Source organism: Streptomyces sp. NPDC052064, assembly GCF_055585925.1.
The window spans coordinates 643,549-666,039 of record NZ_JBVJJE010000004.1 but is presented as its reverse complement, the minus strand read 5'-3'; the positions used below and the strand labels follow the sequence as shown (position 1 = coordinate 666,039).

Annotated in this window: 20 protein-coding genes, 2 tRNA genes and 1 pseudogene; 7 read left to right on the top strand and 16 right to left on the bottom strand. The window is 72.0% G+C overall.

All coding sequences use genetic code 11. The annotated features are described in order from the left end of the window. Nucleotides 1-22: 22 nt before the first annotated feature. Nucleotides 23-1,723: pseudogene (locus tag ACZ6TU_RS14205) on the top strand (AMP-binding protein). On the opposite strand, the gene ACZ6TU_RS14200 reads toward ACZ6TU_RS14205, so the two are convergent. From ACZ6TU_RS14200 to ehuB, 6 genes are all read right to left on the bottom strand, one after another. Continuing rightward, nucleotides 1,689-1,762: transfer RNA gene (locus tag ACZ6TU_RS14200), tRNA-Lys, on the bottom strand. The pseudogene ACZ6TU_RS14205 and the gene ACZ6TU_RS14200 overlap by 35 nt on opposite strands. 326 nt (nt 1,763-2,088) lie before the next feature. After that, nucleotides 2,089-2,850, bottom strand: coding sequence for an IclR family transcriptional regulator (locus tag ACZ6TU_RS14195; protein ID WP_467668066.1), 762 nt, complete (start codon nt 2,848-2,850; stop codon nt 2,089-2,091). Nucleotides 2,851-3,047: 197 nt separating this feature from the next. Then, complete coding sequence (gene ehuA, locus ACZ6TU_RS14190; protein ID WP_467668068.1) at nt 3,048-3,833, bottom strand: ectoine/hydroxyectoine ABC transporter ATP-binding protein EhuA; 786 nt, start codon at nt 3,831-3,833, stop codon at nt 3,048-3,050. Further along, a complete protein-coding gene (gene ehuD / locus ACZ6TU_RS14185; RefSeq protein WP_020271736.1) occupies nt 3,823-4,473 on the bottom strand; it encodes an ectoine/hydroxyectoine ABC transporter permease subunit EhuD in 651 nt (216 codons plus the stop codon). Before ehuD ends, ehuA begins: the two co-directional genes overlap by 11 nt. Next, the gene (gene ehuC, locus ACZ6TU_RS14180; RefSeq protein ID WP_467668072.1) at nt 4,470-5,171 is read right to left on the bottom strand and encodes an ectoine/hydroxyectoine ABC transporter permease subunit EhuC; all 702 of its coding nucleotides are present in this window, start codon (nt 5,169-5,171) and stop codon (nt 4,470-4,472) included. The genes ehuD and ehuC overlap by 4 nt, the downstream gene beginning before the upstream one ends. Next, entirely contained in the window at nt 5,168-6,097 is a 930-nt protein-coding gene (gene ehuB / locus ACZ6TU_RS14175; RefSeq protein ID WP_467668074.1) for an ectoine/hydroxyectoine ABC transporter substrate-binding protein EhuB, read from the bottom strand. The genes ehuC and ehuB overlap by 4 nt, the downstream gene beginning before the upstream one ends. A gap of 107 nt (nt 6,098-6,204) precedes the next feature. Here ehuB and ACZ6TU_RS14170 point away from each other — a divergent pair, with 107 nt between their 5' ends. Beyond that, nucleotides 6,205-6,699, top strand: a complete 495-nt coding sequence (locus ACZ6TU_RS14170; protein WP_086562331.1) for a DUF3830 family protein — start codon at nt 6,205-6,207, stop codon at nt 6,697-6,699. Here the strand turns inward: ACZ6TU_RS14170 and ACZ6TU_RS14165 are convergent. Together ACZ6TU_RS14165 and ACZ6TU_RS14160 are read right to left on the bottom strand one after the other, a co-directional pair. Beyond that, complete coding sequence (locus ACZ6TU_RS14165; RefSeq protein WP_467668076.1) at nt 6,680-8,089, bottom strand: amidase; 1,410 nt, start codon at nt 8,087-8,089, stop codon at nt 6,680-6,682. The two genes, ACZ6TU_RS14170 and ACZ6TU_RS14165, sit on opposite strands and share 20 nt — an antisense overlap. A gap of 17 nt (nt 8,090-8,106) precedes the next feature. Continuing rightward, complete coding sequence (locus ACZ6TU_RS14160; protein ID WP_467668078.1) at nt 8,107-9,054, bottom strand: D-2-hydroxyacid dehydrogenase; 948 nt, start codon at nt 9,052-9,054, stop codon at nt 8,107-8,109. A gap of 200 nt (nt 9,055-9,254) precedes the next feature. On the opposite strand from ACZ6TU_RS14160, the gene ACZ6TU_RS14155 reads away from it, so the two are divergent. From ACZ6TU_RS14155 to ACZ6TU_RS14140, 4 genes are all read left to right on the top strand, one after another. Continuing rightward, complete coding sequence (locus ACZ6TU_RS14155) at nt 9,255-10,070, top strand: maleate cis-trans isomerase family protein (RefSeq protein WP_467668080.1); 816 nt, start codon at nt 9,255-9,257, stop codon at nt 10,068-10,070. Continuing rightward, nucleotides 10,067-10,798: a maleate cis-trans isomerase family protein gene (locus ACZ6TU_RS14150; protein ID WP_467668082.1), complete on the top strand. Its 732-nt coding sequence runs from the start codon at nt 10,067-10,069 to the stop codon at nt 10,796-10,798. Before ACZ6TU_RS14155 ends, ACZ6TU_RS14150 begins: the two co-directional genes overlap by 4 nt. 222 nt (nt 10,799-11,020) lie before the next feature. Continuing rightward, the gene (locus tag ACZ6TU_RS14145) at nt 11,021-11,290 is read left to right on the top strand and encodes a hypothetical protein (RefSeq protein WP_467668084.1); all 270 of its coding nucleotides are present in this window, start codon (nt 11,021-11,023) and stop codon (nt 11,288-11,290) included. Nucleotides 11,291-11,369: 79 nt separating this feature from the next. Continuing rightward, a complete protein-coding gene (locus ACZ6TU_RS14140) occupies nt 11,370-12,461 on the top strand; it encodes an LLM class flavin-dependent oxidoreductase (RefSeq protein WP_467668086.1) in 1,092 nt (363 codons plus the stop codon). On the opposite strand, the gene ACZ6TU_RS14135 is transcribed toward ACZ6TU_RS14140, so the two are convergent. Then, nucleotides 12,437-14,296 (bottom strand): putative bifunctional diguanylate cyclase/phosphodiesterase, encoded by a 1,860-nt coding sequence (locus tag ACZ6TU_RS14135; protein WP_467668088.1) that lies wholly within the window; start codon nt 14,294-14,296, stop codon nt 12,437-12,439. The genes ACZ6TU_RS14140 and ACZ6TU_RS14135 overlap by 25 nt on opposite strands. Before the next feature lie 277 nt (nt 14,297-14,573). Here ACZ6TU_RS14135 and ACZ6TU_RS14130 point away from each other — a divergent pair, with 277 nt between their 5' ends. Beyond that, nucleotides 14,574-15,869 carry a M6 family metalloprotease domain-containing protein gene (locus ACZ6TU_RS14130; RefSeq protein ID WP_469548351.1) on the top strand — a complete coding sequence of 432 codons (1,296 nt, stop codon included), beginning with the start codon at nt 14,574-14,576 and terminating at the stop codon, nt 15,867-15,869. 71 nt (nt 15,870-15,940) lie between these two features. Here the strand turns inward: ACZ6TU_RS14130 and ACZ6TU_RS14125 are convergent. From ACZ6TU_RS14125 to ACZ6TU_RS14095, 7 genes are all read right to left on the bottom strand, one after another. Next, nucleotides 15,941-16,014: transfer RNA gene (locus tag ACZ6TU_RS14125), tRNA-Lys, on the bottom strand. Continuing rightward, complete coding sequence (locus tag ACZ6TU_RS14120; protein WP_469548349.1) at nt 16,005-16,604, bottom strand: bifunctional DNA primase/polymerase; 600 nt, start codon at nt 16,602-16,604, stop codon at nt 16,005-16,007. Before ACZ6TU_RS14120 ends, ACZ6TU_RS14125 begins: the two co-directional genes overlap by 10 nt. 136 nt (nt 16,605-16,740) lie before the next feature. Then, a complete protein-coding gene (locus ACZ6TU_RS14115; protein ID WP_306966778.1) occupies nt 16,741-17,109 on the bottom strand; it encodes a hypothetical protein in 369 nt (122 codons plus the stop codon). A 211-nt stretch (nt 17,110-17,320) separates the two neighbouring features. Continuing rightward, the gene (locus ACZ6TU_RS14110) at nt 17,321-18,655 is read right to left on the bottom strand and encodes an AAA domain-containing protein (protein WP_467668094.1); all 1,335 of its coding nucleotides are present in this window, start codon (nt 18,653-18,655) and stop codon (nt 17,321-17,323) included. Continuing rightward, nucleotides 18,652-20,244, bottom strand: coding sequence for a hypothetical protein (locus tag ACZ6TU_RS14105; RefSeq protein WP_467668096.1), 1,593 nt, complete (start codon nt 20,242-20,244; stop codon nt 18,652-18,654). Before ACZ6TU_RS14105 ends, ACZ6TU_RS14110 begins: the two co-directional genes overlap by 4 nt. Beyond that, complete coding sequence (locus ACZ6TU_RS14100; RefSeq protein WP_467668098.1) at nt 20,235-21,479, bottom strand: hypothetical protein; 1,245 nt, start codon at nt 21,477-21,479, stop codon at nt 20,235-20,237. The genes ACZ6TU_RS14105 and ACZ6TU_RS14100 overlap by 10 nt, the downstream gene beginning before the upstream one ends. Next, on the bottom strand, nt 21,430-22,383 hold the full coding sequence (locus ACZ6TU_RS14095) for a phosphatase PAP2 family protein (RefSeq protein ID WP_467668100.1): 954 nt from the start codon (nt 22,381-22,383) through the stop codon (nt 21,430-21,432). Before ACZ6TU_RS14095 ends, ACZ6TU_RS14100 begins: the two co-directional genes overlap by 50 nt. Nucleotides 22,384-22,491: the final 108 nt, after the last annotated feature.

Here is a 22,491-nt window from a genome sequence, read left to right as displayed (position 1 = left end):
TTCATCAGCTACGTTGCGGTCCATGGAGTCCACAGGACGTACGGTCGCGGAGCTCGTACGGGATCGGTGGGGCGACCACCGGCCGGGACTGTGGTGCGAGGAAGAGGTCCTGACCCATCACGAGGTGGCGGCCGGAGCCGCGGCCCGGGCGGCCCTGCTCGCCGACCTGCTGCCGCCGGACGCCGAGCCCCACATCGGGGTACTGCTCGACAACACCCCCGAGTACCCGCTGTGGCTGGGCGCTGCGGCCCTGGCCGGGGCGGCCGTCGCCGGCGTCAATCCCACGCGCAGGGGCGCCGAACTCGCCCGTGACATCCTGCACACCGACTGCCGCGTCCTGGTCACCGAGCGGACTCACCTGCCGTTGCTCACGGGCCTGGACCTGCCCGGCGTGCGCATGCTGGTGACGGACGCGGAGGAGTACGCCGACCTCCTGGCGCCCTATGCCGACGCACACCCGGACCCCTTCCGCGCCACCCCGCGCGACCGCCTCCTCCTCTACTTCACCTCCGGCTCGACCGGCGCGCCCAAGGCCGCGCTCTGCTCCCAGGGGCGACTGGCGGCGGCCGGCCGGGCGCTGGCCGCACAGTTCTCCCTGGGGCCGGACGGCGTGCACTACCTCTGCATGCCGATGTTCCACGGCAACGCGGTGATCGCGGGCTGGGCGCCCGCGCTGGTGACGGGGGCGGGCGTGGCGCTGCGCCGGCGCTTCTCGGCGTCCCGTTTCCTGCCGGACGTACGCCGATACGGGGCGACGTACTTCACCTACGTCGGCCGGGCGATCCAGTACGTCCTGGCCACCGAGCCCGGCCCCGACGACCGTGACAACCCTCTCCGCCTGGGCTTCGGCACGGAGGCAGGTGCGGTGGACGCGGCGGCCTTCGAGCGGCGGTTCGGAGTGCGGCTGGTGGAGGGATACGGCTCGTCGGAGGGCGGGGCGGCCGTGCAGTGGTAGCCGGGGACGCCGCCGGGGGCGGTCGGCCGGGCGGCACCCGGGCTCGTCGTCCTCGACCCGGAGAGCCGCACGGAGTGCCCGCCGGCCCGCTTCGACGCGGCGGGGCGGCTGCTCAACGGTGACGAGGCGATCGGCGAACTGGTCAACCAGGGGCCCAGCTCCTTCGAGGGCTACTGGCGCAACCCGGCGGCGGAGGCGGAGCGGCGCAGATGGGGGTCCCCCCGCTCGAGCGAAGCCGAGAGCGGGGGAGGCTGGTACTGGACGGGCGACCTCTTCTACCGGGACGCCGACGGCTACCTCTACTTCGCCGGCCGCACCGACGACCGCCTCCGCGTCGACGGCGAGAACCTGGCCGCCGCGATGATCGAGAACATCCTCGCCCGGTACGAGGGGGCCGCCGCCGTCGCCGTGTACGCGGTGCCGGACCCGGTGACCGGAGACCAGGTGATGGCGACGATCGCCGGGACCTTCGATCCGGAGGCGTTCGCGAGGTTCCTGCTTGCGCAGCCCGACCTGGGGACGAAGATGGCGCCCCGGTTCGTGCGTGTGGTGGGGCGGATGCCGGTGACGGCCACGAACAAGATCCGTCGGGCGGCTCTACGGAAGGAAGGCTTCCGGTGCGCCGATCCGGTGTGGTGGCGGCCGCCGGGGGAGTGCGCGTACCGCCCGCTGACCAGGGAGGATCTCGAACACGCCGAAGGGCCTCCCGCTCCCACGAGAGGCCCTTCACCGGTGCGCCGCCAGGGACTCGAACCCCGGACCCGCTGATTAAGAGTCAGCTGCTCTAACCAACTGAGCTAGCGGCGCATGACTCCCGCCGACCGCGTTCCGCATCGCGCGTTCTCGCGGTGGGCGACGAAGAAAATAATACCTGGTCCCGCCGGGTGCTTCTCACCACCCGGCGCAGACCCTGGGGCCTGTCGTTTGGATCAGGTCGCAGGGAACCGACAGTGCTGATCAGCGCCGGTGAGCGGGGTCCGGTGCGTGCGGCTGCAAGGCGGAGGAGGGCGTCGACGCGATGGGGGCACCGCCCGCGCGAGCGAAGCCGAGCGTGGGGGAGTCGGCAACCGACGACAACGCCGCAGATGCGCGTGCCAGACCCCGCGTCTGCGGCGTGATCCAAACGACCGGCCCTAGATCGCCAAGGACAGCAGGACCGGTGCCGCGTTGCGGTTGAGGGCGTCCGCGGCCTGGCGCAGCCGGTGGGCGTGCTCGACCGGGAGGGACAGGGCCAGGCAGCCGACCGAGGAGCCGGCCGTGACGGGGACCGCCGCGCAGACCGTGCCGACCGCGTACTCCTGGAGGTCCAGGACGGGCACGGTGGGCGGCTGGGACTCCAGCCGGGAGAGCAGCAGCCGGTCGCTGGTGATGGTGCGCGAGGTGAGGCGGGCCATCTTGTGCCGGGCGAGGTGGTCGCGGCGGCCGGCGTGGTCGAGCTGGGTGAGCAGGCTCTTGCCGATGGCGGTGGCGTGGGCCGAGGAGCGGAAGTCGACCCACTCGTTGACCTTGGGCGTGGCCGGACTGTCGGCGTACTGGGTGACGCTGATCTCGCCGTCGACGTACCGGCTCAGGTAGACGGCGGCGCCGACCGAGTCGCGCAGCCGGTCGAGGGTGTGCTGGAGCTTGTCGCGCAGGGCCTGCTCGCGGTGCTGGGAGGAGCCGAGGCGGGCCAGGGTCTCGCCCGTGACGTACGCGCCGTCGGCGATCTGCTCGACGTAGCCCTCGCGGCGCAGCATGCGCAGCAGTGCGGTCAGCCGCTCCGGTCCGATGCCGGTGTGCCGGGCGAGCTCGGCGTCGGTGACTCCGGTGGAACTCCGTGCCACCGTCTCCAGGACGCGCAGGGCTTCCTGGGCCGAGTGGTACGGGGTGGTCGGCGGCTCGTGCTTCAGCGCCACGGTGGTCTCCCCCTGCGCTTGCTGTTGGGCCGTAATCCGGACAGCGAATCCCCTCCACGATAACCGGCAAAGGGGTTGAGGAGGGCGGGGGTTGACAAGATTGCCGGGCCTCCGGACTGGGGCATCGACCCGCTGGCATATGCCAGGAGCATGCCCCAGCCGCCGGGCCCGGCGTCCTGCCTGATCACACGGTGTAGTCAGAGCACCGCGCTGAGGAACTCCCGCGTGCGGTCCTGCTCCGGCTCGCTGAAGATCTTCTCCGGCGGGCCCGACTCGATGACCCGGCCCGAGTCGAACATCAGTACCTGGTCGGAGATGTCCCGGGCGAAGTTCATCTCGTGGGTCACACAGAGCATCGTGATGTCCGTGGAACGGGCGATGTCCCGCAGCACGTCGAGGACGCCCGCGACCAGCTCCGGGTCGAGCGCGGAGGTCACCTCGTCCAGGAGCAGCACCTGCGGCCGCATCGCCAGCGCCCGGGCGATCGCCACCCGCTGCTGCTGCCCGCCGGACAGCTGCGCCGGGTGCTTGTCGAGGTGGTCGGTCAGCCCGACCAGCTCCAGCAGCTCGCGCGCCCGCTCCTCGGCGGCGTCCTTGGGCATGCCGAGGACCGTGACCGGGGCCTCGGTGATGTTGCGCAGGACGGTCATGTTCGGGAACAGGTTGAACTGCTGGAACACCATCCCGATCTTCTTGCGGACCTCGCGCACCTGCTTCTCGGGCGCCGGGAACAGCTGCTCCCCGTCCACGGTGATCGTGCCCTCGTCGGGCTTGAGCAGCGTCATCAGCAGGCGGAGGATCGTGGTCTTGCCGGATCCGGAGGGGCCGATCAGGGTGACGTGCTTGCCGGCGTCCACGGAGAAGTCCAGGTGGTCCAGGACCGTGTGGTCGCCGAACCGCTTGGTGACCTGCTCCAGCCGGATCAGCTCGCCGGTGCTCCTGGCGGGGTTCTTCTCGGGGTTGGGGAGAGTGTCAGTGGGCAAGGCGTCGCTCCAGTGCTCGCAGGAGAAGGGAGGCCAGATAGGAAATGACGATGAAGGCCACGCCGATCACCGTCAGCGGCTCGGTGAACTGGAAGTGCTCCTGCGAGAACAGGCGCGCGTGACCGAGCATCTCCAGCACGGAGATCGCCATCAGCATCGGCGTGTCCTTGAGCATCGCGATGACGTAGTTGCCGAGCGCGGGGACGACCCGGCGCACCGCCTGCGGCAGGATCACCGCGGTCCACGTCCGGCGCAGCGGCAGGTTCAGCGCCGTCGCCGCCTCCCACTGGCCGACCGGCACGGCCTCGATGCCGGCGCGGTAGACCTGCATCGTGTACGTCGAGTAGTGCAGTCCGATCGCGAAGACGCCCGTGGCGAGCGCCGAGAAGGTCAGGCCCCACTCGGGCAGCACGTAGTAGAGGAAGAACAACTGCACCAGCAGCGGGGTGTTGCGGACGAACTCCGTGACGACGCCGACCGGCCAGGTCACCCAGCGCGTCGGCAGCCGCATCAGCAGCGCCCACACCAGGCCCAGCACGAACGAGACCAGCGAACCGATCACCAGGATCTGAAGGGTGACCAGCAGACCCTTCCAGAAGTCCGGCATGAAGTCGGAGACCGCGCTCCAGTCCCAGTTCATCGGACCGCCTCCACGATGACCGGCTCAGGCGCCCGGGTCTTGCTGTCGGGCTTCTTCCCGACACCCGCCTTGAGCCTCTTTTCCAGCCCGCGCATGACCCGGGTGAGCAGGAAGGCGATCACGAAGTAGATGAGCAGGATGTACGTGTAGATCTCCGCGCTCTCCTGGAGCGCCAGGCGCACCAGGTTGCCGCTGAACGCCAGGTCGCCCATGCCCATGATCGACACCAGGGCGGTGCCCTTGAGCAGTTCGATGAGCAGGTTGGAGAACGGCGGGATCATCTCCGGCACCGCCTGCGGCAGCAGGATCAGCCGCATCCGCTGCCAGGGCGTGAAGCTGAGCGCGATCCCGCCCTCCCGCTGCGCCGGGTCGACCGCGTGCAGCGCTCCGCGCACGATCTCGGAGCCGTACGCCCCGTAGGTCAGGCCGAGCGCCAGCGTGCCCGCCCACAGCGGCACGAGCTGCCAGCCGAAGGCCGGGGGCAGCACGAAGAACACCCAGAAGATCATCACCAGGGCCGAGGTCCCGCGGAACACCTCGGTGTAGAAGCCCGCCAGGAAGCGGACGATCCACAGCCGGTGGGTGCGCGCGACGCCGACCACGAAGGACACCGCAGCCGCCAGCAGCGCGCTGCACACGAGCAACTGGATGGTGACCCAGACGCCCTTGAGTACGAGTTCCCAGAGTCCCGAGGTCATCCGCCGCAGAGCTCCTTCGCGGTCAGATCCGTCATCTCGGCCTCCGTGAAACCGAAGGGCTTGAGGATGCGGAAGAGTTCGCCGCTCTTCTTGAGCTTGCGCAGCTCGACGTTGAAGGCGTCCCGCAGCTTGGTCTCGGTCGGCCGGAACGCGAAGGCGCCTCCGTCGACGTGCGGCTTGCCGCCCACGATCGGCTTGAACGGCTCGGTGGCCTCCGCCTTGGCGGACTTCTTCACCACCTCGCGTACGGTGAGCGCCGTACCGGCGAACACGTCCACGCGCCCCGCCTCGACCGCGTTCAGGCCCGCGACCTGGTCCGGGACGATCAGGATCTCGCTCTCCTTGTACCCCGCCTCGACGGCGTACTGGATCTCGGCGTAGCCGGTCCCGGTGGCGAACTTCGCCTTCTTCTCGACGACGTCCTTGTAGCTGCGCAGCCCCTTGGGGTTGCCCTTGCGGACGATGAACGCATCGAGCATCTGGTAGTCGGGGTCGGAGAAGATGACCTGCTCGCAGCGCTCGGGGTTGACGTACATCCCGGCGGCCACGACGTCGAACTGCTGGGAGTTCAGGCCCGGGATGAGCGAGCCGAACTCGGTCGGCACGGGCTGCACCCGGTCGACGCCGAGACGCTTGAAGATCACCTTGGCCAGTTCCGGTGCCTCACCGGTCAGCTCGCCGTTCTTGTCGATGAAGCCGAACGGGATCTCACCGGCGATGCCGAGGCGGACGACGCCCGCGGCCCGGAGCCGGCCGAGCAGGTCACCGCCCTCGGTGCTCGACGCCGTGGCCACTCGGCTGCATCCGGCGGCGCCCAGCGCGCCGAGCGCCGCGACCCCCGCGAGCAGCGACCGGCGTGTGGGCCTGGAGACGGCCTGGGATATGGGTTCCGGACTTCTCAGTGGGCTTCTCTGTGGTGGAGCCATGGGCGCGCGGCTACCCGACCGCATCCGAGTTATGCCGATCTTTTCAAGCCCCGCACGTCTCCCGGTGCGCCCTTGACCGCTGGGGCGGCGGGCACTCCCATGGAGGCATGGCTGATCGATATATCGAAGTCTCGCTGGTCAAGCGCGACGTGACCTGCAGGGCCAGGCTCCTGGACGACCGCGCGCCGATCACCTGCGCGGCCGTCTGGGATTCCCTTCCGCTGGCCGGCGACGTCTACCACGCGAAGTACGCACGCAACGAGATCTACGCCCTTTTCCCGCCATTCGCCGAAACCGAACCGCCTCTGGAAAACCCGACGATCACTCCCATTCCTGGTGACCTGTGCTATTTCACCTTCGCGGGTGCGGAGTTGGGGACCAAGGCGTACGGCTACGACCGCGAGGTCCGCGCCGGGACCACGCTCGTCGACCTGGCCCTGTTCTACGAGCGCAACAACCTGCTGCTGAACGGCGATGTGGGCTGGGTCCCCGGCATCGTCTGGGGCCAGATCGTCGAGGGCCTGGACGCCATGGCCGAGGCGTGCAACGACCTGTGGAGGTCGGGAGCGGCGGGGGAGACGCTCAGCTTCCGGAGGGCGTGAGCCGGCCGGCGGACGCCACGCCGGCCTCGTACAGCGCGTGGGCCGCCCGCAGCACCAGATCGTCCCGGTGCCGGGCGGCCACGAGCTGAAGACCGATCGGCAGGCCGTCCCCGTCGGCGCCGACCGGCACACTCGCCGCGGGCTGCTGCGTCATGTTGAACGGGTACGTGAACGGCGTCCAGCCCGTCCAGCGCCGGTGGCCGGATCCCTTCGGTACCTCGACGCCCGCCTCGAACGCCGTGATCGGCAGGGTCGGCGTGACGAGCAGGTCGTACGTGTCGTGGAAGCGGCCCATCCGGCGCCCCAGGTCCATCCGGACGTCCACCGCGGCCAGATAGTCCAGCGCCGAGTAGCGGGCGCCCTGTGTGCAGATCTCGCGCAGGCCCGGGTCCAGCAACTCCCGCTGCTGCGGTCCCAGATGCTCGGTCACCCGGGCCGCCCCGCTGAACCACAGAGTGTGGAAGGCCTCCACCGGTTCGGTGAGGTCCGGGTCGGTCTCCGTGACGTAGGCGCCGAGCTCCGCCAGCCGCTCCACGGCGTGCCGCACCGCCCTCGCGACCTCCGGGCGCACCGCCACCTGCCCGCCCAGCGACGGCGAGTACGCCACGCGCAGCCCGCGCACCCCGCCCGTCAGGTCGTCCGCGTACGCACCGGGCGGCGGGGCGAGCGCCGACCAGTCACGCGAGTCCGTTTGGCCGATCACGTCCATCAGCAGCGCCGCGTCCGCCGCGTCCCGGGTCATCGGCCCGACGTGCGCCAGCGTGCCGAAGGCGCTCGCCGGGTAGAGCGGCACCCGCCCGTACGTCGGCTTCAGCGCGAAGATCCCGCAGAACGACGCCGGGATACGGACACTGCCGCCGCCGTCCGTGCCCAGCGACAGCGGCCCCGCGCCCAGCGCCACGGCCGCCGCGCTGCCGCCGCTCGACCCGCCGGCGGTGCGCGAGGGGTCGTACGGGTTGCGCGTCACCCCGCTCAGCGGTGAGTCCGTCACGCCCTTCCAGCCGTACTCGGGGGTCGTCGTCTTGCCGATGAAGACCGCCCCGTGCTCCCGCAGCCTGGCCACGGACGGGGCGTCCTCGTCCCAGCGCCCCGCCGGATCCACGGCCTTCGACCCGCGCAGGGTCGGCGCGCCGCGCAGCAGCAGGATGTCCTTGACGGTGACCGGCACCCCGTCCAGCAGCCCCTGTGGCTCACCGCGCCGCCATCGCTCCTCCGACTCCCGGGCCCGGGCCAGCGCGTCCTCGGCGGTCAGCCGGACGAAGGCGTTCACCTCCGGCTGGATCGCCTCGGCCCGCTCCAGCGCCGCCCGGGTCGCCTCCACGGGGCTCCACTCGCCCTTGCGGTACCCGTCGAGAAGCCGCACGGCGGTCAGGTCGGTGAGCTCGGTCATCCACCCTCCAAGGAACGTCAGTGTCCGGGTACATACCCGCGCTGCTTGTCGACCACGTTCTCCAGAGGCTTTCCCGCCGCCCAGAGCTCGTACAGCTCAACGAACTGGGCACCGAGTTCGTCGCGCCAGCCGATGATGTCGCCGCTCATGTGCGGGGACACGATCAGGCCCGGGACCCGCCACAACGGGCTGTCGGGAGTCAGGGGCTCGGACTCGAAGACGTCCAGTGCGGCGCCCGCGATCCAGTGCTTGGTCAGGGCCTCGGCGAGCGCGTCCTCGACGACCAGCTGGCCGCGGCCGACGTTCACGAACCGGGCGGACGGCTGCATCACGCCGAAACGGCGGGCGTCGAACATGCCGTGCGTCTGATCGGTGAGCGGTGCCGCCGCGATCACCCAGTCGGCGCGCGCCAGCAGCCGGTCCAGATCCTCCGGGCCGTGCACGCCGGTGCGCGGGACGCGGCCCACGAGCGCCGTCGTGATGTCCAGCGCGCCCAGCGTGCGGGCGATCGCTCGGCCGATCGGCCCGGTGCCGACGACGACGGCCCGGCTCCCGGCGACCTTGTGCGACTCGCGGTGCCGCCAGGTCCGCTCCCGTTGCAGCTCCAGCGTGCGCGGCAGGTCCTTGGCCATCGCCAGCACGAGCGCGGCGACGTACTCGGCGATCGGCTGGTCGAAGATGCCGCGCGCGTTCGTCACCACCGTGTCGGAGGCGGCGAGTTCAGGACACATCAGATGGTCCACACCGGCGCTCGCCGTATGCACCCAGCGTGGTCGTGGGCCCTCGCCGGGCCAGGCGTCCCGCACGGCGCGCGAGGTGAAATCCCACACCAGCAGTACATCCGCACGCGGGAGGCGCGCGGCGAGACCCTTCGCGTCGGTGTGTTCGATACGGGCGTGGCCGGTGAGGCGCCCGAGGCGGGGGAGGGGTTCGGCGTCCAGAACGAGGAGGGTGGGAGTGGGCATGAGCAGCCGTTTCTCCAGCCGTGCGGCGGGGGCGGCCTGCCTTCGGGAGGCGGCCGGTGACGACGAGTTAACACGGTGTTGACCAGCGAATGGTCCGGGGCGGATTGACCACGCTCGCACCCGAACCTACCGTCGTCAACACGGGCGTTCCCACGATCCGTTGCACACTCGTTGCCCAGTGTGAGGCCGGTGCCCCTGCCATGGACGTCTCATTTCTCGGCGGGCCCAGCCCGCAGCGCGGGGTCGGCGTCGTCGCCCCCTTCGACTTCGCACTCGACCGCGAGCTGTGGCGCTGGGTGCCGGACGAGGTCTCCCTGCACATGACACGAACACCGTTCGTGCCGGTCGAGGTCAGCCTCGATCTCGCCCGCATGGTCAGCGAGCACGAGACGTTGAGCGAGGCGGTCCGCACGCTCAACGCGATCGCCCCCGAGGTCATCGCCTACGCCTGTACGTCGGGCAGCTTCGTCGGCGGCGTCATGGGCGAGCGCGCGATGTGCGAGGCGATGAGCCGGGCGGGCGCCGTACCGGCGATCACCACCTCGGGCGGACTGCTGGAAGCCCTGGTGGAGCTGGACGTACGGCGCGTGGCGCTGGTGACGCCGTACACGGTGTCGGTGACGCAGTCGCTGGAGGCGTACGTCGCCCAGGCGGGCGTCACGATCTCCGGCTGTGCCTTCATGGGCCTGACCCGGCACATCTGGAAGGTCCCCTACCGGGAGGTGGTGGACATGGCGCGGCAGGCCGTACGCGGCGACGCCGACGCCCTGTTCATCAGCTGCACCAATCTGCCCACCTACGACGTCATCCCCCAACTGGAGGCCGAGCTGCGCATCCCGGTGATCTCGGCCAACCAAGTGACGATGTGGGCGGCGCTGCGCCGATTGGGTACCCGTGCGGTGGGGCCGTATCAAGCGCTGATCAATCCGGAGGCGCGTGTCGGTCTCGGATCGCCGGGGGCGGACCCCGGTCCCGTCGTGCCGGAAGAAGAGCAGCAGCAGGAAGGCTGGACATGACAGCACTGGGATTTCTCTACCCGGGCCACTCCGCCGAGGACGACTATCCGCGCATCGAGCAGTTGCTGGGCAGCGATATCCGGGTGGACCTGGTGCACACCGACATCGGTGAGGACGCGCACCGGGTGGACGCATTGCTCGAGATGGGCTCCGCCGGCCGGCTCGCGGCGGGCGTCCAGGAGCTGCGGCACGCCGGTGCGGACGCCGTGGTGTGGGCCTGCACCAGCGGCAGCTTCGTCTACGGCTGGGACGGCGCGCAGGAGCAGGTGCGAGCCCTGGCCCAGACGGCCGGCATGCCGGCCTCCTCGACGTCCTTCGCCTTCGTGCACGCGGTACGGGAGCTGGGGGCGCGGCGGGTCGCGATCGGCGCGACGTACCCGGACGACGTGGCCCAGTTGTTCGCCGAGTTCCTGCGGGCGGACGGCGTCGAGGTCGTCTCGGTGAAGAGCTCCGGCATCATCACGGCCGCCGAGGTCGGCACCTGGGGCGAGGCGGAAATCCTCGCCCTGGCCCGGCACTCCGACCACCCCGACGCCGAGGCCCTCCTCCTGCCCGACACGGCCCTGCACTCGGCGGCTCACATCCCGGCCCTGGAGAAGGAGCTCGGCAAGCCGATCCTCACCGCCAACCAGGTCACGGTCTGGGAGGGCCTCCGCCTGGCGGACCGCCGTGTGAACGCGCCGGAACTGGGCGCCCTGTTCACGAGGGAGCCGATCGTCCAGGCGTGAGACCGTCTGCCGTGCTCGCCACCGACGCCCGGAATCGGTCCCACCTCTTCAGCGGGGCAGATCCGGGCATAGGGGGCGAACGATCCGCCACGAGGTGAGGAACGCTCAACTCCGCCCTCACGCCAGGCGCTTGAGTTGACCGAAAGCGCGTTCCCCTTCAGTCGTCCACCCCGTGCACACTGGCCACGTCCGCAGCCAGTCGTGCCGTGAAGGACGGTCCCCATGGCCGAACCGGGCCAGCTCAGATTCCAGGTAAGCGCTGTCCGTCTGTCCGGGTGCCTGCTGTGCTGGTGCCTGGCCGCAGCGATGATCACCGCCGCCGTGGACGTCGTCCTCGATCCGCAGGCCCGCTGGTGGGGTGCCGTGTGGTCCCTGCCCTGGTGGCTCGCCGGTGGGTCCGCCCTCGCATGGGCCGTGCTCCGCGTCCGTGAGAAGGCCGCCCGGCGGCCCCCGTACGGCGGAGCGCGGAGCGACTGGGAGCAGGCCGCCTGATCCCCGGGGAATAACCGGAGACAGTCCCCTGTTAAGGCCGGAACGACAGCACACGGCCCACAGCAGGAGGCATCCCACCGTGGCGGCAGACGAGATACGCGGCGCAGCGCAGGGCGGCGCCCCCGTCCCCCTCTCCGTACTGGACCTGGTCACCGTAGGGGCCGGCCGCACCGCCTCCGACGCGCTGCGCACCAGCGTCGACCTGGCCCGCCTCGCGGAGGCCCGCGGCTTCCACCGCTACTGGGTCGCCGAGCATCACTCCATGCCGGGCGTGGCCTCGTCGTCCCCGGCCGTGATCCTGGCCCACCTCGCCGCCCACACCGACCGCATCCGCCTCGGCTCGGGCGGTGTGATGCTGCCCAACCACGCCCCGCTCGTCATCGCCGAGCAGTTCGGGACGCTGGAGGCCATGGCCCCGGGCCGCATCGACCTCGGCCTCGGCCGCGCGCCCGGCACGGACGGTGCCACGGCCGCGGCCCTGCGCCGCACCGACCGGCCGGGCGAGGGCGCCGACGACTTCCCCCAGCAGCTCGCCGAGCTGACCCGGTTCCTCGACGACGACTTCCCCGACGGGCACCCCTACCGCCGCATCCACGCCGTACCGGGCCCGATCCAGGCCACGTCCCCCGGCGGCGTCCAGTCCCCGCACCGGCCGCCGGTCTGGCTGCTCGGCTCCTCCGGCTTCAGCGCCCGCCTCGCCGGAGTCCTCGGACTGCCCTTCGCCTTCGCCCACCACTTCTCGGCGCAGAACACCGTCCCGGCCCTGGATCTGTACCGGGAGTCCTTCCAGCCGTCCGCCGTGCTCGACGAGCCGTACGCCCTCATCGGCGTCTCCGCCCTCGCCGCCGACGAGGAGAAGGAGGCCCGCCGGCAGGTGCTGGCCGCCGCCCTCAGCATGGTCCGGCTGCGCACGGGCCGCCCCGGCCTCGTGCCGAGCCCCCAGGAGGCGGAGGCCTACGAGTTCAGCCCCATGGAGCGTGAGTTCGTCGACTCCTGGAACGCCAACGTCATCCACGGTACCCCGGACGAGGTCCGCTCCGGCCTGGACGACCTCGCCAAGCGCACCGGCGCCGACGAGCTGATGATCACGGCCAACGCGCACGGCGGCGACGTACGCGTGCGCTCCTACGAACTCATCGCCGACGCCTACGGGTTGCCGACGCCCGCCTGAACGCCCGGCGTGCCCAGCAGCTCGGAGATACGATCCGGCGGCACCGGACGGGAGTAGAGCCAGCCCTGTCCGGTGTCGCAGCCGATGCGCCGCAGCCGGGTCGCCTGGGCCGAGGTCTCCACGCATTCGGCCGTGACGGTCAGCCCGAGCCGGTGGGCGAGCTGGATCATCGCCTCGACCACGACCTCGTCGGCCGGGTTCGGGCGGGTGGAGGTGTCCCGGTCGTCGTACTGGAAGCCGCGGACGAAGGTGCCGTCCAGCTTCAGCACGGACACCGGCAGGCGGCTGAGGTAGGCCAGGTTCGAGTAGCCGGTGCCGAAGTCGTCGATGGCGATGCGTACGCCCATGTCGCTGAGAGCCTTGAGGGCCTGTAGCGGGCGGCCGGCCGAGCCCATCACCGCCGACTCGGTGAGCTCCAGCTGGAGCAGGTGCGGCGCGAGGCCTGTCTCCGCCAGGGTCTCCGCCACGTCGGCCACCAGGTCGGAGTCCCAGACCTGACGCACCGCCACATTCACGCTCACGAAGATCGGCGGCTCGTCGGGGTGGTCCAGCTGCCAGCGACGCGCCTGCCGACAGGCCGTGCGCAGCACCCAGCGGCCCAGCGGAACGATCGAACCGTCCTCCTCGGCAAGTCCGATGAACCGATTCGGCGTCAGTACGCCGAACTGAGGATGATTCCAGCGGATGAGCGCCTCGACCCCGTGCAGCCGGTCGTCCTCCATGCCGACCAGCGGCTGGTACTCCAGTCGGAACTCGCCCCGGTCGATGGCCGGCCGCAGCGTGGAGGCGAGGGCCTGGCGGGTCATGCGGTGGGCGTTGCGCTCCGGGTCGAACAGGGTCCAGCGGGCCTTGCCGTCGGCCTTCGCCCAGTACAGCGTGGTGTCCGCCGCCTGCATCAGGGCGGTCGGGGTCGTGCCGGCCGCGTGCCGTTCCACGACGCCGATCGACGCCGAGACCGACAGCCGCTGCCCGGAGATGTCGAACGGGTCCTGGATCGCCTCCAGCACCGACTCGGCGAGCTCGGCCAGTTGCTCGGTGCCCGTGGAGTCCTCGACGAGCAGCGCGAACTCGTCACCGCCGAGCCGGGCCACCAGCGGGATGCTGGTCCGGGAGTGGCCGGCCTCGTCCGCGCAGCGCCTCAGGCGCTCGGCGACGGCGGCCAGCAGCCGGTCGCCCACGCGGTGGCCGAGGGTGTCGTTGATGGCCTTGAAGCCGTCCAGGTCCAGGTAGCACAGCCCGATCCGGCCGGTGCCGCTCTGCTCGTACGACTCCGCCTCCAGCGCGGCCGACAGGCGTTCGAAGAACAGCGTGCGGTTGGGCAGCCGGGTCACCGGGTCGTGCATCTGCAAGTGCCGCAGCCGGGCCTGGAGTTCGCGGCGGGAGCTGATGTCGGCGACGGACAGCAGGACGGCCCGGTCCTCGGCGGGCAGCGGGGCGACCGTCACCTGCACCCACAGCGAGTGCCCGTCGGGGTGCTTGAGACGGCGCGTGCAGCGCAGCCGGGACTGCCGGCCGCGCAGCACCTCGCGGTACGCGTGCCAGATGCGGGCGTCGGAGGTGAGGTCGACCAGGTCGGCGGCGACACCCCCGGCCAGCTCGTCCGGGGTGGTACCGAGGAGCGCGGCGAGCGAGTCGTTGGCGCTGACGACCATCCCCTCGCGGTCGACGACGGCCATGGCGAGCGGGGCGGCCGTGAAGACGGAGCGGTAGGCCGGACGCGCAGGGGGCTCGGTACGGGGAGGCGTATCGATCTCACTCTCTGTGACGATCGGCCGGTCGACGTCTGCCGCGGGCGCCGGCCCTTCGGAGGTTCCGCTCACCGCTCGCTCCCGCATGTATTCGATCTCTGTCCGTGCAGGAAAGGTCAGGAAAGTGTGCCGATCATAGAGGCTGGCCCCAGGGCCTTCCAGCCGGTGTCCAGTGTTCCCGACCAATCCGCCCTTCTGCCAGATCGTTTCTGCTCACGCCTGGACGGCTTCTTCAGGCCCCCGACCAGTTGTGACGTTCCGTGAGTGTTTCCGGGGTGTCGGCTTCCGCGATTCTTCGGCCCCTTCACCCGACTGGTGCAGGCAAACAGGGCGCAGTGCGACAAATCATCACAGGCTGGGTGCGGTGTCCCGCGAACCGTACCCGGAGGTACCCGTGCCGCGTCAGTTCCCGCGCGCCCGACTGCGCAGCACCGCGGCCGTGTTCACCACCATGTCGGCGCTCGCCGCGACCTCCCTCGGTACCGGCCCGTCCGCCGCCGAGCCCGAGGCGGCCGCGCCCTGCGCCCTGACCCGGACCGACGCCCACCACTCGGAGGGCCTGGATACGTGGAACGTCGCTTATCCGCGCCCGGCCCGGGCCCTGGACGCGGTCATGGTCTTCCTGTCCTTCCCGGACGCCCACCCGCTGACGACGCCGCAGGGGCTGACCGCCGACCACTTCCCGGCCACCACCCGCTTCTTCGAACGCGCCTCCTACGGCCGTTTCACCCTGCGCCCGCATCCGCTGAGGCACTGGATCCAGATGCCGCGGCCGTCCACGGCGTACGACATACAGCGCGACTGGAACGCCGCGCACCGGGCGGCGTATCTGCGGGACGCGCTCTCCGTGGCCGACCCGCAGGTCGACTTCTCCCGCTACGACGTCGTGTACTTCGTCGCCGACCCGGACGCGCCCGGTGTGGACTCCGACGCGACCAAGGTGGTCAACCTCACGAGTCCGATGCGGGCCGACGGCGCCGACCTGCGCCGGGTCGTCACGGTGTTCGAGCAGCATCCACCGGACCGGCTCGTCCTCGCCCACGAGACCGGCCACGTGTTCGACCTGCCCGACCTCTACCACCGCCCCGTGGACGGCAAGGGCGACTGGGACACGCACGTCGGCGACTGGGACCTGATGGGCAGCCAGTTCGGACTGGCCCCCGACCTGTTCGGCTGGCACAAGTGGAAGCTTGGCTGGCTGGAACGGCGGCAGGTGCGGTGCGTGCAGGACACCGGGACCGCCCGGCTGACCCTGGAGCCGCTGGCGGCAGGGCCCGGGGTGCCGGTGGCGGGTGCGGCAGGGGCACCGGCCTTCGGTCTCGGGCGGGGCACCAAGCTCGCGGTGGTGCGTACGGGCCGCGACAGCGTGCTCGCCTTCGAGGCGCGTGGGCCGGTGGGCAACGACATGGCCGCGTGCCGGCAGGGGGTGCTGGTGTACCGGGTGCGGGGGAAGGCGCCGTCCGGGGGCGGGCCGATCGAGGTGATCGACGCCCATCCCGGCACCGGGGCCTGCTGGGAGGACTCGGTCTACCCGCCCCTCGCGGATGCGCCGATCGGCCCCGGGGAGAGCTTCACGGTGCCGGGGGAGGGTGTCCGGGTGGAGGTGGAGGGGCGTACGGCTTCGGGGGCCTGGACGGTGAAGATCATGGTCGGGCGCTGAGGGTGTGACGAGGACATGGCTGAGGGCACGCGAAAGGCCCCTCGCTCTCGCGAGGGGCCTTTCACCGTCTGTGCGCCGCCAGGGACTCGAACCCCGGACCCGCTGATTAAGAGTCAGCTGCTCTAACCAACTGAGCTAGCGGCGCCTGCTGACGTCGTAGACCTTAGCACCCTGGTCGGCGGGAGGAAAAATCGATATCCGCACGGCCGAACGGGCCGCCCGGACGGCCGCCCACAGCAGTACCTCGGGGCCGGGCAGCCAGGGCTGACGGGTGTCGGGGGCGACGAGCCAGCGGGCGCCGGAGCGGCTGGGCGAGGCGTCGTCCGCCGGTGCCGGGACGGTCACCGCGTCGCCCGTGCCGTGGCACAGCAGGGGCGGTACCCCGCGCGTGCGGCCGGTCTCCCCGGTGTCCCCGCCGTGCCTGCCCCACTCCTCCCACCGCAGCAGCGCCGGCAGCCGCTGAGCCGTGCCGGGCGCGGCGAACAACAGCATCCGGCCCCGGAACTCCGCGACCGGCCCCGAGCCGGGGCCGTCGTCCCACAGCCGGTCGAGCATCCGCCGCCCGAACATCGCGGGCGCGCTGACCACGTCGAACACCGACCCGCAGGGCAGCACGACCGGCGCGTCCGGCCGCTCCTCCCAGAGGGCGAGCGTGCTCCGGGGATACGTTCCTGCCGAGGCGAGCCAGGCGGCCCCGTCCGGGGTGACATAGGAGGCGTTCCATGCGCTGCTCATGGCACCCATGTCTACCGGCCGTGAACGCGCGGTTCCCGAGGGTTGCGGGAAATCGGGACAGGAAGGGCCGGGAGGGAGTATCTTGCCCGCCTGGCATATGCCACGGAGATCGGCAGGACGGCGGAGCCCCCGGGTCTCACACCGGGTCGACGGGCCCCCGGCCCTCGCCGCCGCCCCGCATCAGGTCACGTCCGAACTCGACCATCTTCTTGGCGTAGTCCTCGGTCCACTCGGCCCGCTCGGCGATGTCCGCGGTCGTCAGCCGGTCGAACCGCCGCGGATCGGCCAGCTGCGCCGCCGCGATCGCCTGGAACTCCACCGCCCGGTCCGCCGCGGCCCGGAACGCCAGCGTCAGCTCCGTCGCGCGGGACAGCAGCGCGCGGGGATCGTCGATCGACTCGAGGTCGAAGAAGTGCTCAGGGTCGGAGGCCGCCTCCGCGGGCTCGAAGAGCAGGGGCGCGGGGCGTAGCCGCGGTTCGTTCCGACGCGGCGTGGGCTCCGCCATGTCTACTCCTCCTCGTACGTCGCGCTGGCCCTCCCCCGCAAGCGGGGGCACCCCCAGGTGGGGTGGGCCACCGTCCATTGTCTCGCGGGCGCGCAAGTGGGCATCGCGGTAGTGGGTACGGCTGCGACACCACCCGGCGTTCGGCACGGCCGCCGGGACACGCGATGTTCGGCCAGATGCGCCAACAGGTCGGCGTGTCCGCTTGCGTCCGTCATGGCCGCCACACCACCCGGTGCTCCGCCAGATGCGCCAGCACCGCGTGATTCGCCTCCCACCCGTCCGGAAACTTCACCACCGTCCCCAGCTGCACCGGCTCCGTCGACGGATAGTCGTCCAGCAGGTCGCCGACCCCCGCCCGGCAGACCACGATGCACGCGTGCCGGTGGCGGGAGGCCAGGACGCACAGGCGGCCCGTCTCCAGGTGGAAGGCCGTGGCGTCGGGGCGGCCGGAGAGGGGGTGCAGGACCACCGTGACGTCGTACTCGCGGCCCTGGAGCCGGTTCGCCGTGTCCACTACCACGTCGGTGACGCCGAGGTCGGCCAGTGCCGCACGCACTGCTGCCGCCTGGTCCCGGTGCGCCGTGCCGACGGCGATCCGGTCGGCGGTCAGGGGAGAGGGATCGGGTGAGCGTTCCGACGTCGCCGCGCCGCCCCGGTCCAGCAGACGCCGTACGACCGCCGCCACCGCCCGCACCGCCTCCGGATCCGTGCGCGGGGTGTGCCGCGCGGGCAGTTCCAGCAGGCCCCAGCCCGACTCGGCCGCCTCGTCGATCACCCGGTCGGGGCCCGAGCCGTCCGACGGCACGGCCAGGGACAGCCGCCGGTCGCCGTGGCCGGTACCGCTGCGGAACGGCGTGTACGGGTAGAAGGCGTCCGAGACCAGGGGCGCCGCGGAGGCCGGGAGCCGCCAGGAGACCGGCAGACGGTGCTGGGGCAGGTCCGGGTTGTGCGCGAGCAGGGTCGTCACGGCCGAGGCCGACGGATCGTACGCGAGACCCGCCCACTGCTCGCTGCCCACGATCGCGAACGGGTCGAGCTGCCCCGGGTCGCCCACGAACAGCGCCCGCTCGAACAGCCCGGCCACCGCGAGCAGCGCGTCCGAGCGCATCTGGTACGCCTCGTCGACGATCGCGTGCCGCCACGGCTCGTCGGCCTTCACGTGCGCCCACTTCGCCGCCGTCGAGATCACCACGGCCAGCCCGGCGAGGTCGGCCGCCTTCGCCGACTTGCGGACGTTCTCCAGGTCGTCGAGCGCCTTGTCGTACGGGTCGGCGTCGCTGCTGTGCAGCCGGCCCACCGGCAGCTCGGCGTTCTTCTCGGCGAGCCTCAGCACCAGGTCGTCGACCTGGGCGTTGGTCTGCGCCACCACCATCAGCGGATGGCCGGCCTCGGCCAGCTCCAGGGCCGCGCGGACGACGAGCGTGGACTTGCCGGCGCCGGGCGGGGAGTCGACGACGACACCGCGTGCGGTGCCGTGCAGCGTGTCGTGGAGGATCGCGTCGGTGGCCTGGGTCGCGGCGGCAGAGGGATCGAAGACCGTCGTCACAACACGTCCTCCTCGGTCACCGGGTCGGCGGCCTCCAGGGCCGCCTCACCGGGCGGCCCGCCGTGCGTCCAGGGCGTCTCCTCCGGGTCGGGCAGCTTCGCGCCGCCGCGCTGCTCGTGCTCGAAGAGCGTGAAGCAGACGCGGTCGCCCTTCTCCGGCACCGACCCCGGCTCGGGCTCCTTGCCGCGGCCCATCTTGTCGAGGACCCGCAGCACGACGTACGCGCCGTCCTCCTCGGCCCCGACGAACTCCGCCGACTGCGGCTTCCCGCCCAGCGACCGGTACACCTTCACTCGCTCCCCGAGATGCGGCCGGTCGTCCGTGCGCACGGTGACCAGGGGGCGCGGGCTGGGCCGCTTGCCCTCGCTGTACGCCATCACGACATCCGTGACCTCACCCGCGAACGCCTCCCCGGACAGCCGCCGTCCCGCCATGACCAGCGGGTCGTCGAGGGCCTCCTGCGCCTCCAGCCGGGCCTGTTCACGCTCGCGTGTGGCGAGCTTGTTGGCCGCGGTGACCGCGTCGTCACGGCGCGGCTGCGGGGGTTCGCCGGCCAGGACCCGGTCGCGGTGGCCGGTGAAGGACCAGCGGTCGCGGGTCCAGCGCTCCTCGACATGCGCCCCCTCGGGCAGCTCCCGTAGCAGGTCGAGGCCCTGCCAGACCTTCTCCCAGGTGGGCAGGGTGCGGCTGAGCACCAGGTCCCGGATCTCCCGCTCGGCGGCGGTCAGCGCACCGAGCCGGTCGTCGGCCTCCAGACCGTCCTCGGCGGCGGCGAGGGCCGTACGCGCCCGGTCGTAGCGCTCGAGGGCCGGGGCGAGCAGCTTGTTGTCGAACGCCGGGTCGGTGGCGGGGCCGGCCGGGGGACACGTCAGCTGGCCCTTCGCGTCCCGCTGCAGCTCGGCCCGCAGCGCGGCCTCGGCGCCGGTCAGGCCCTCCGGCGGGTCGATCCAGGCGAGCAGCGCCCCCAGGTGCTGGTCCTCCAGGGTGGACTGTCCGGTCGCCCAGTGCCGGCCGAGTACGTCGGTCATGGCCAGCAGCAGTGAGGAGCCGGGCACCCGGGCCCGCTCCCCGAAGTGCGTCAGCCACCGCCCGAGCAACGGCACCCGCGGCGGAGCCGGATACGGGGCCTCCGGCTCCTGTTCCGCCGTACGCCGGAAACGCATGGAGCGCCCGAGCAGCCGCACCAGGTCGATGCCCCCGCGGCTCGGCACGATCAGCTGCGGCGCGTCCGCGCACAGGTCGACCTCGATCTTGACCCGCTTGCCGGTCTCCGGGTCGGTCTCGGTGCGCTCGGCGGCCTCCACGACCTCGGCGTACGCGTCGACGTACGGCAGCACCACGTCGGCCAGTTCGGCCAGGAACGCGAACCTGAGGTCGCGGTCGCGGGGCTGCGGGACGGCCAGCAGGCGCGGCGCGTCCCGGTCGGTGCCGACCAGCGCGCCGAGCGGGGCGCCGGCCTCGCCGGCGGTGGTGAGCGGCACGAACACCAGCGGACGGCCGGACAGGTGCCGGTGCCGCACGGTCGCGGCGGGCTGGGCGCGGCCCGTGCTGACCGCTTCGAGCCGGGCCAGGGTGGAGATCAGCGACACGCCGCCTCCAGTGCCTCGGCACGCAGGGCCGCCGCCCGTCGCAGGGCGGCCACCGCCGGATCGTCGGGGTCACCCGCCTCGCCGCGGGCCGCCGCCAGGACGTCCTCGACCGTCGTCAAACCGCCGAGCTCCGCCCGCACCGGACGCCCGAGCGAGGTCACCGCGCCCGTCTCGCGGGACCGGGCCCGGCAGTGGAAGGCCAGCTCGCACGCGGAGAGGCACTCCGGCGCGTACGTCGCCGGGACCGACTCGACGGCGGCCGTCAGCTCGTCGGCGGGCAACTCGGGGGAGAAGCACGTGCCCTCGGGGAGCGCCTCGGCGATGTCCTCGATGCGGGTCAGCCTGGCCAGCTGGCGGGCCGTCACCGCACGCTGCTTGCGGATGTCGACGGCGGACGCGGCCGGCAGGTTGGAGAAGTCCCTGGGGCAGACGAGCAGGATCCGGTGCCGCACGCGCGGGGACGGAGCCCTGTCCTGAGCGCTTCGCCTCCGGGGCGCTTCAGCCGGTGTCGAGGGGGCGACCGTGCTCGACCCTTCGGGCCTCCGCGCGCTCGCCCCCTCGACACCGGCGCACCCCTCCGGCTCCGCGCCGAGCCGCGCGGCGACCTCCTCCAGCGCCAGCACGTACACCGCCGCCTGCCGGGCCGCCGCCCCGACCTTCGCCGGGTCCGCCGAACCGTCCAGCAGCGGGAACGACTTGATCTCGACCACGGTCCAGCTGCCGTCCGGATGCACCACGACCGCATCCGGTTCGAGGAACGCGGGGGAGCCCGCGACGTCGAGCGCGAGCATCGGGTGGTCGAGCAGCGTCCACGCGCCCGGGTGCGCGGTGGCCTCCCGCAGTTCCAGCGCCGTACGGGCCGTACGCCCCTGGGGGCCGGTCGCCGTCAGGTCGGGCACGCGCGCCTCGGCGGGCGGCTCGGCGGCCCGGTCCAGCTTCTCGTGCACCAGCCGCAGCAGCTCCGCGCCGCCGTCGGCCTTGACCCGCGCCTCGAACGCGTTGCCCCGCGTGAGCGCGAACTGCGACTGACCGAAGGCCGACGGCGAGCCCAGCGCGCTCGCCACCGCCGCCTTGTTCACCCCGGCGCCGTCGAGGATCGCGCGCCGTGCACATCCTGGGTTGGCGGCCAGCGCCGCCAACGCGCGCGCGTCCAGGGCCTTCGCGGGTACGTCGGGACCGCGCAGCTCAGCGAGCCGGTGCCGGAGCGCCGTCCCCCGCGTCCTTGGGGGAGGCACTCGGCTCGGCTCCCGCTCCGAGCCGCGACTCGCGCTGCCGTGGAATTCGCTCACCCGCGGAAGTCTGGCATCCGGCACTGACAATCGGGGAACCCACGGCGGGAGATGCCGCCGTGACCGGCGCGACAGGCGGCACGAACCGTGCCCTGACCCGGTCCGCCGTGCGCATCACGACCGGCGCCAGCAGCAGCCCGGCGCCCATGACGGCCGCGCCCGCGAGCGCGTCGAGGAAGTAGTGGTTGGCGGTGCCCATGACCACGATCGTCGTGATCAGCGGGTAGGCGACTCCCGCGATCTTCGCTGTGCGCGTACCGCCGTAGCGCCACAGCATCACTCCGCACCACAGGGCCCAGCCCACGTGCAGACTCGGCATCGCCGCGTACTGGTTGGTCATTCCGCCCATGCCGCGCGGGGCGCTCGCCGCGCCGCCCCACCAGCCGTACGAGCTGTACTGGGCCATCGTGTCCACGAAGCCGTGACTGGCGTCGAGGAGCCGGGGCGGGCAGGTCGGCATCAGTGTGAAGCCGATCAGGCCTATGAGAGTGGACGTCATCAGCCACGTCCGCGCGGCGCGGTACCGCACCGTCCGGGAGCGGAAGAGCCACACGAGGATCGCCGGCGTGACCAGGTAGTGCAGCGACGCGTACCAGAAGTCCGCCGGTATGCCTATCCAGGTCTCGCGGGTGAAGAGGCGGTTGAGCGGTTCTTCGAAGTTGAGATACAGAGCCCTCTCGGCGCGCAGGAGCGCCAGGCCGTTGTCGACCGCACCGGAGACGTCGCCCCGGGCGAGGAGCCGGCCCGCCGTGTAGCAGGCGTACACCAGCACGATCAGCGGCAGTTCCGTCCACCAGCGCAGCCGGAGCGCAGGGGCCGCCTCGGTGCCCGGTATCTCGGTGTGCGGCATCCGATCGCCCTCCCCCTTCGTCGTCACGCGGCGCCCGGCCGGTCGGTCGTGCCACTTTACGGCGTACGTGTGCGCCCTGTGGGCGCCCTCCGGATCTCGAAGACGCAG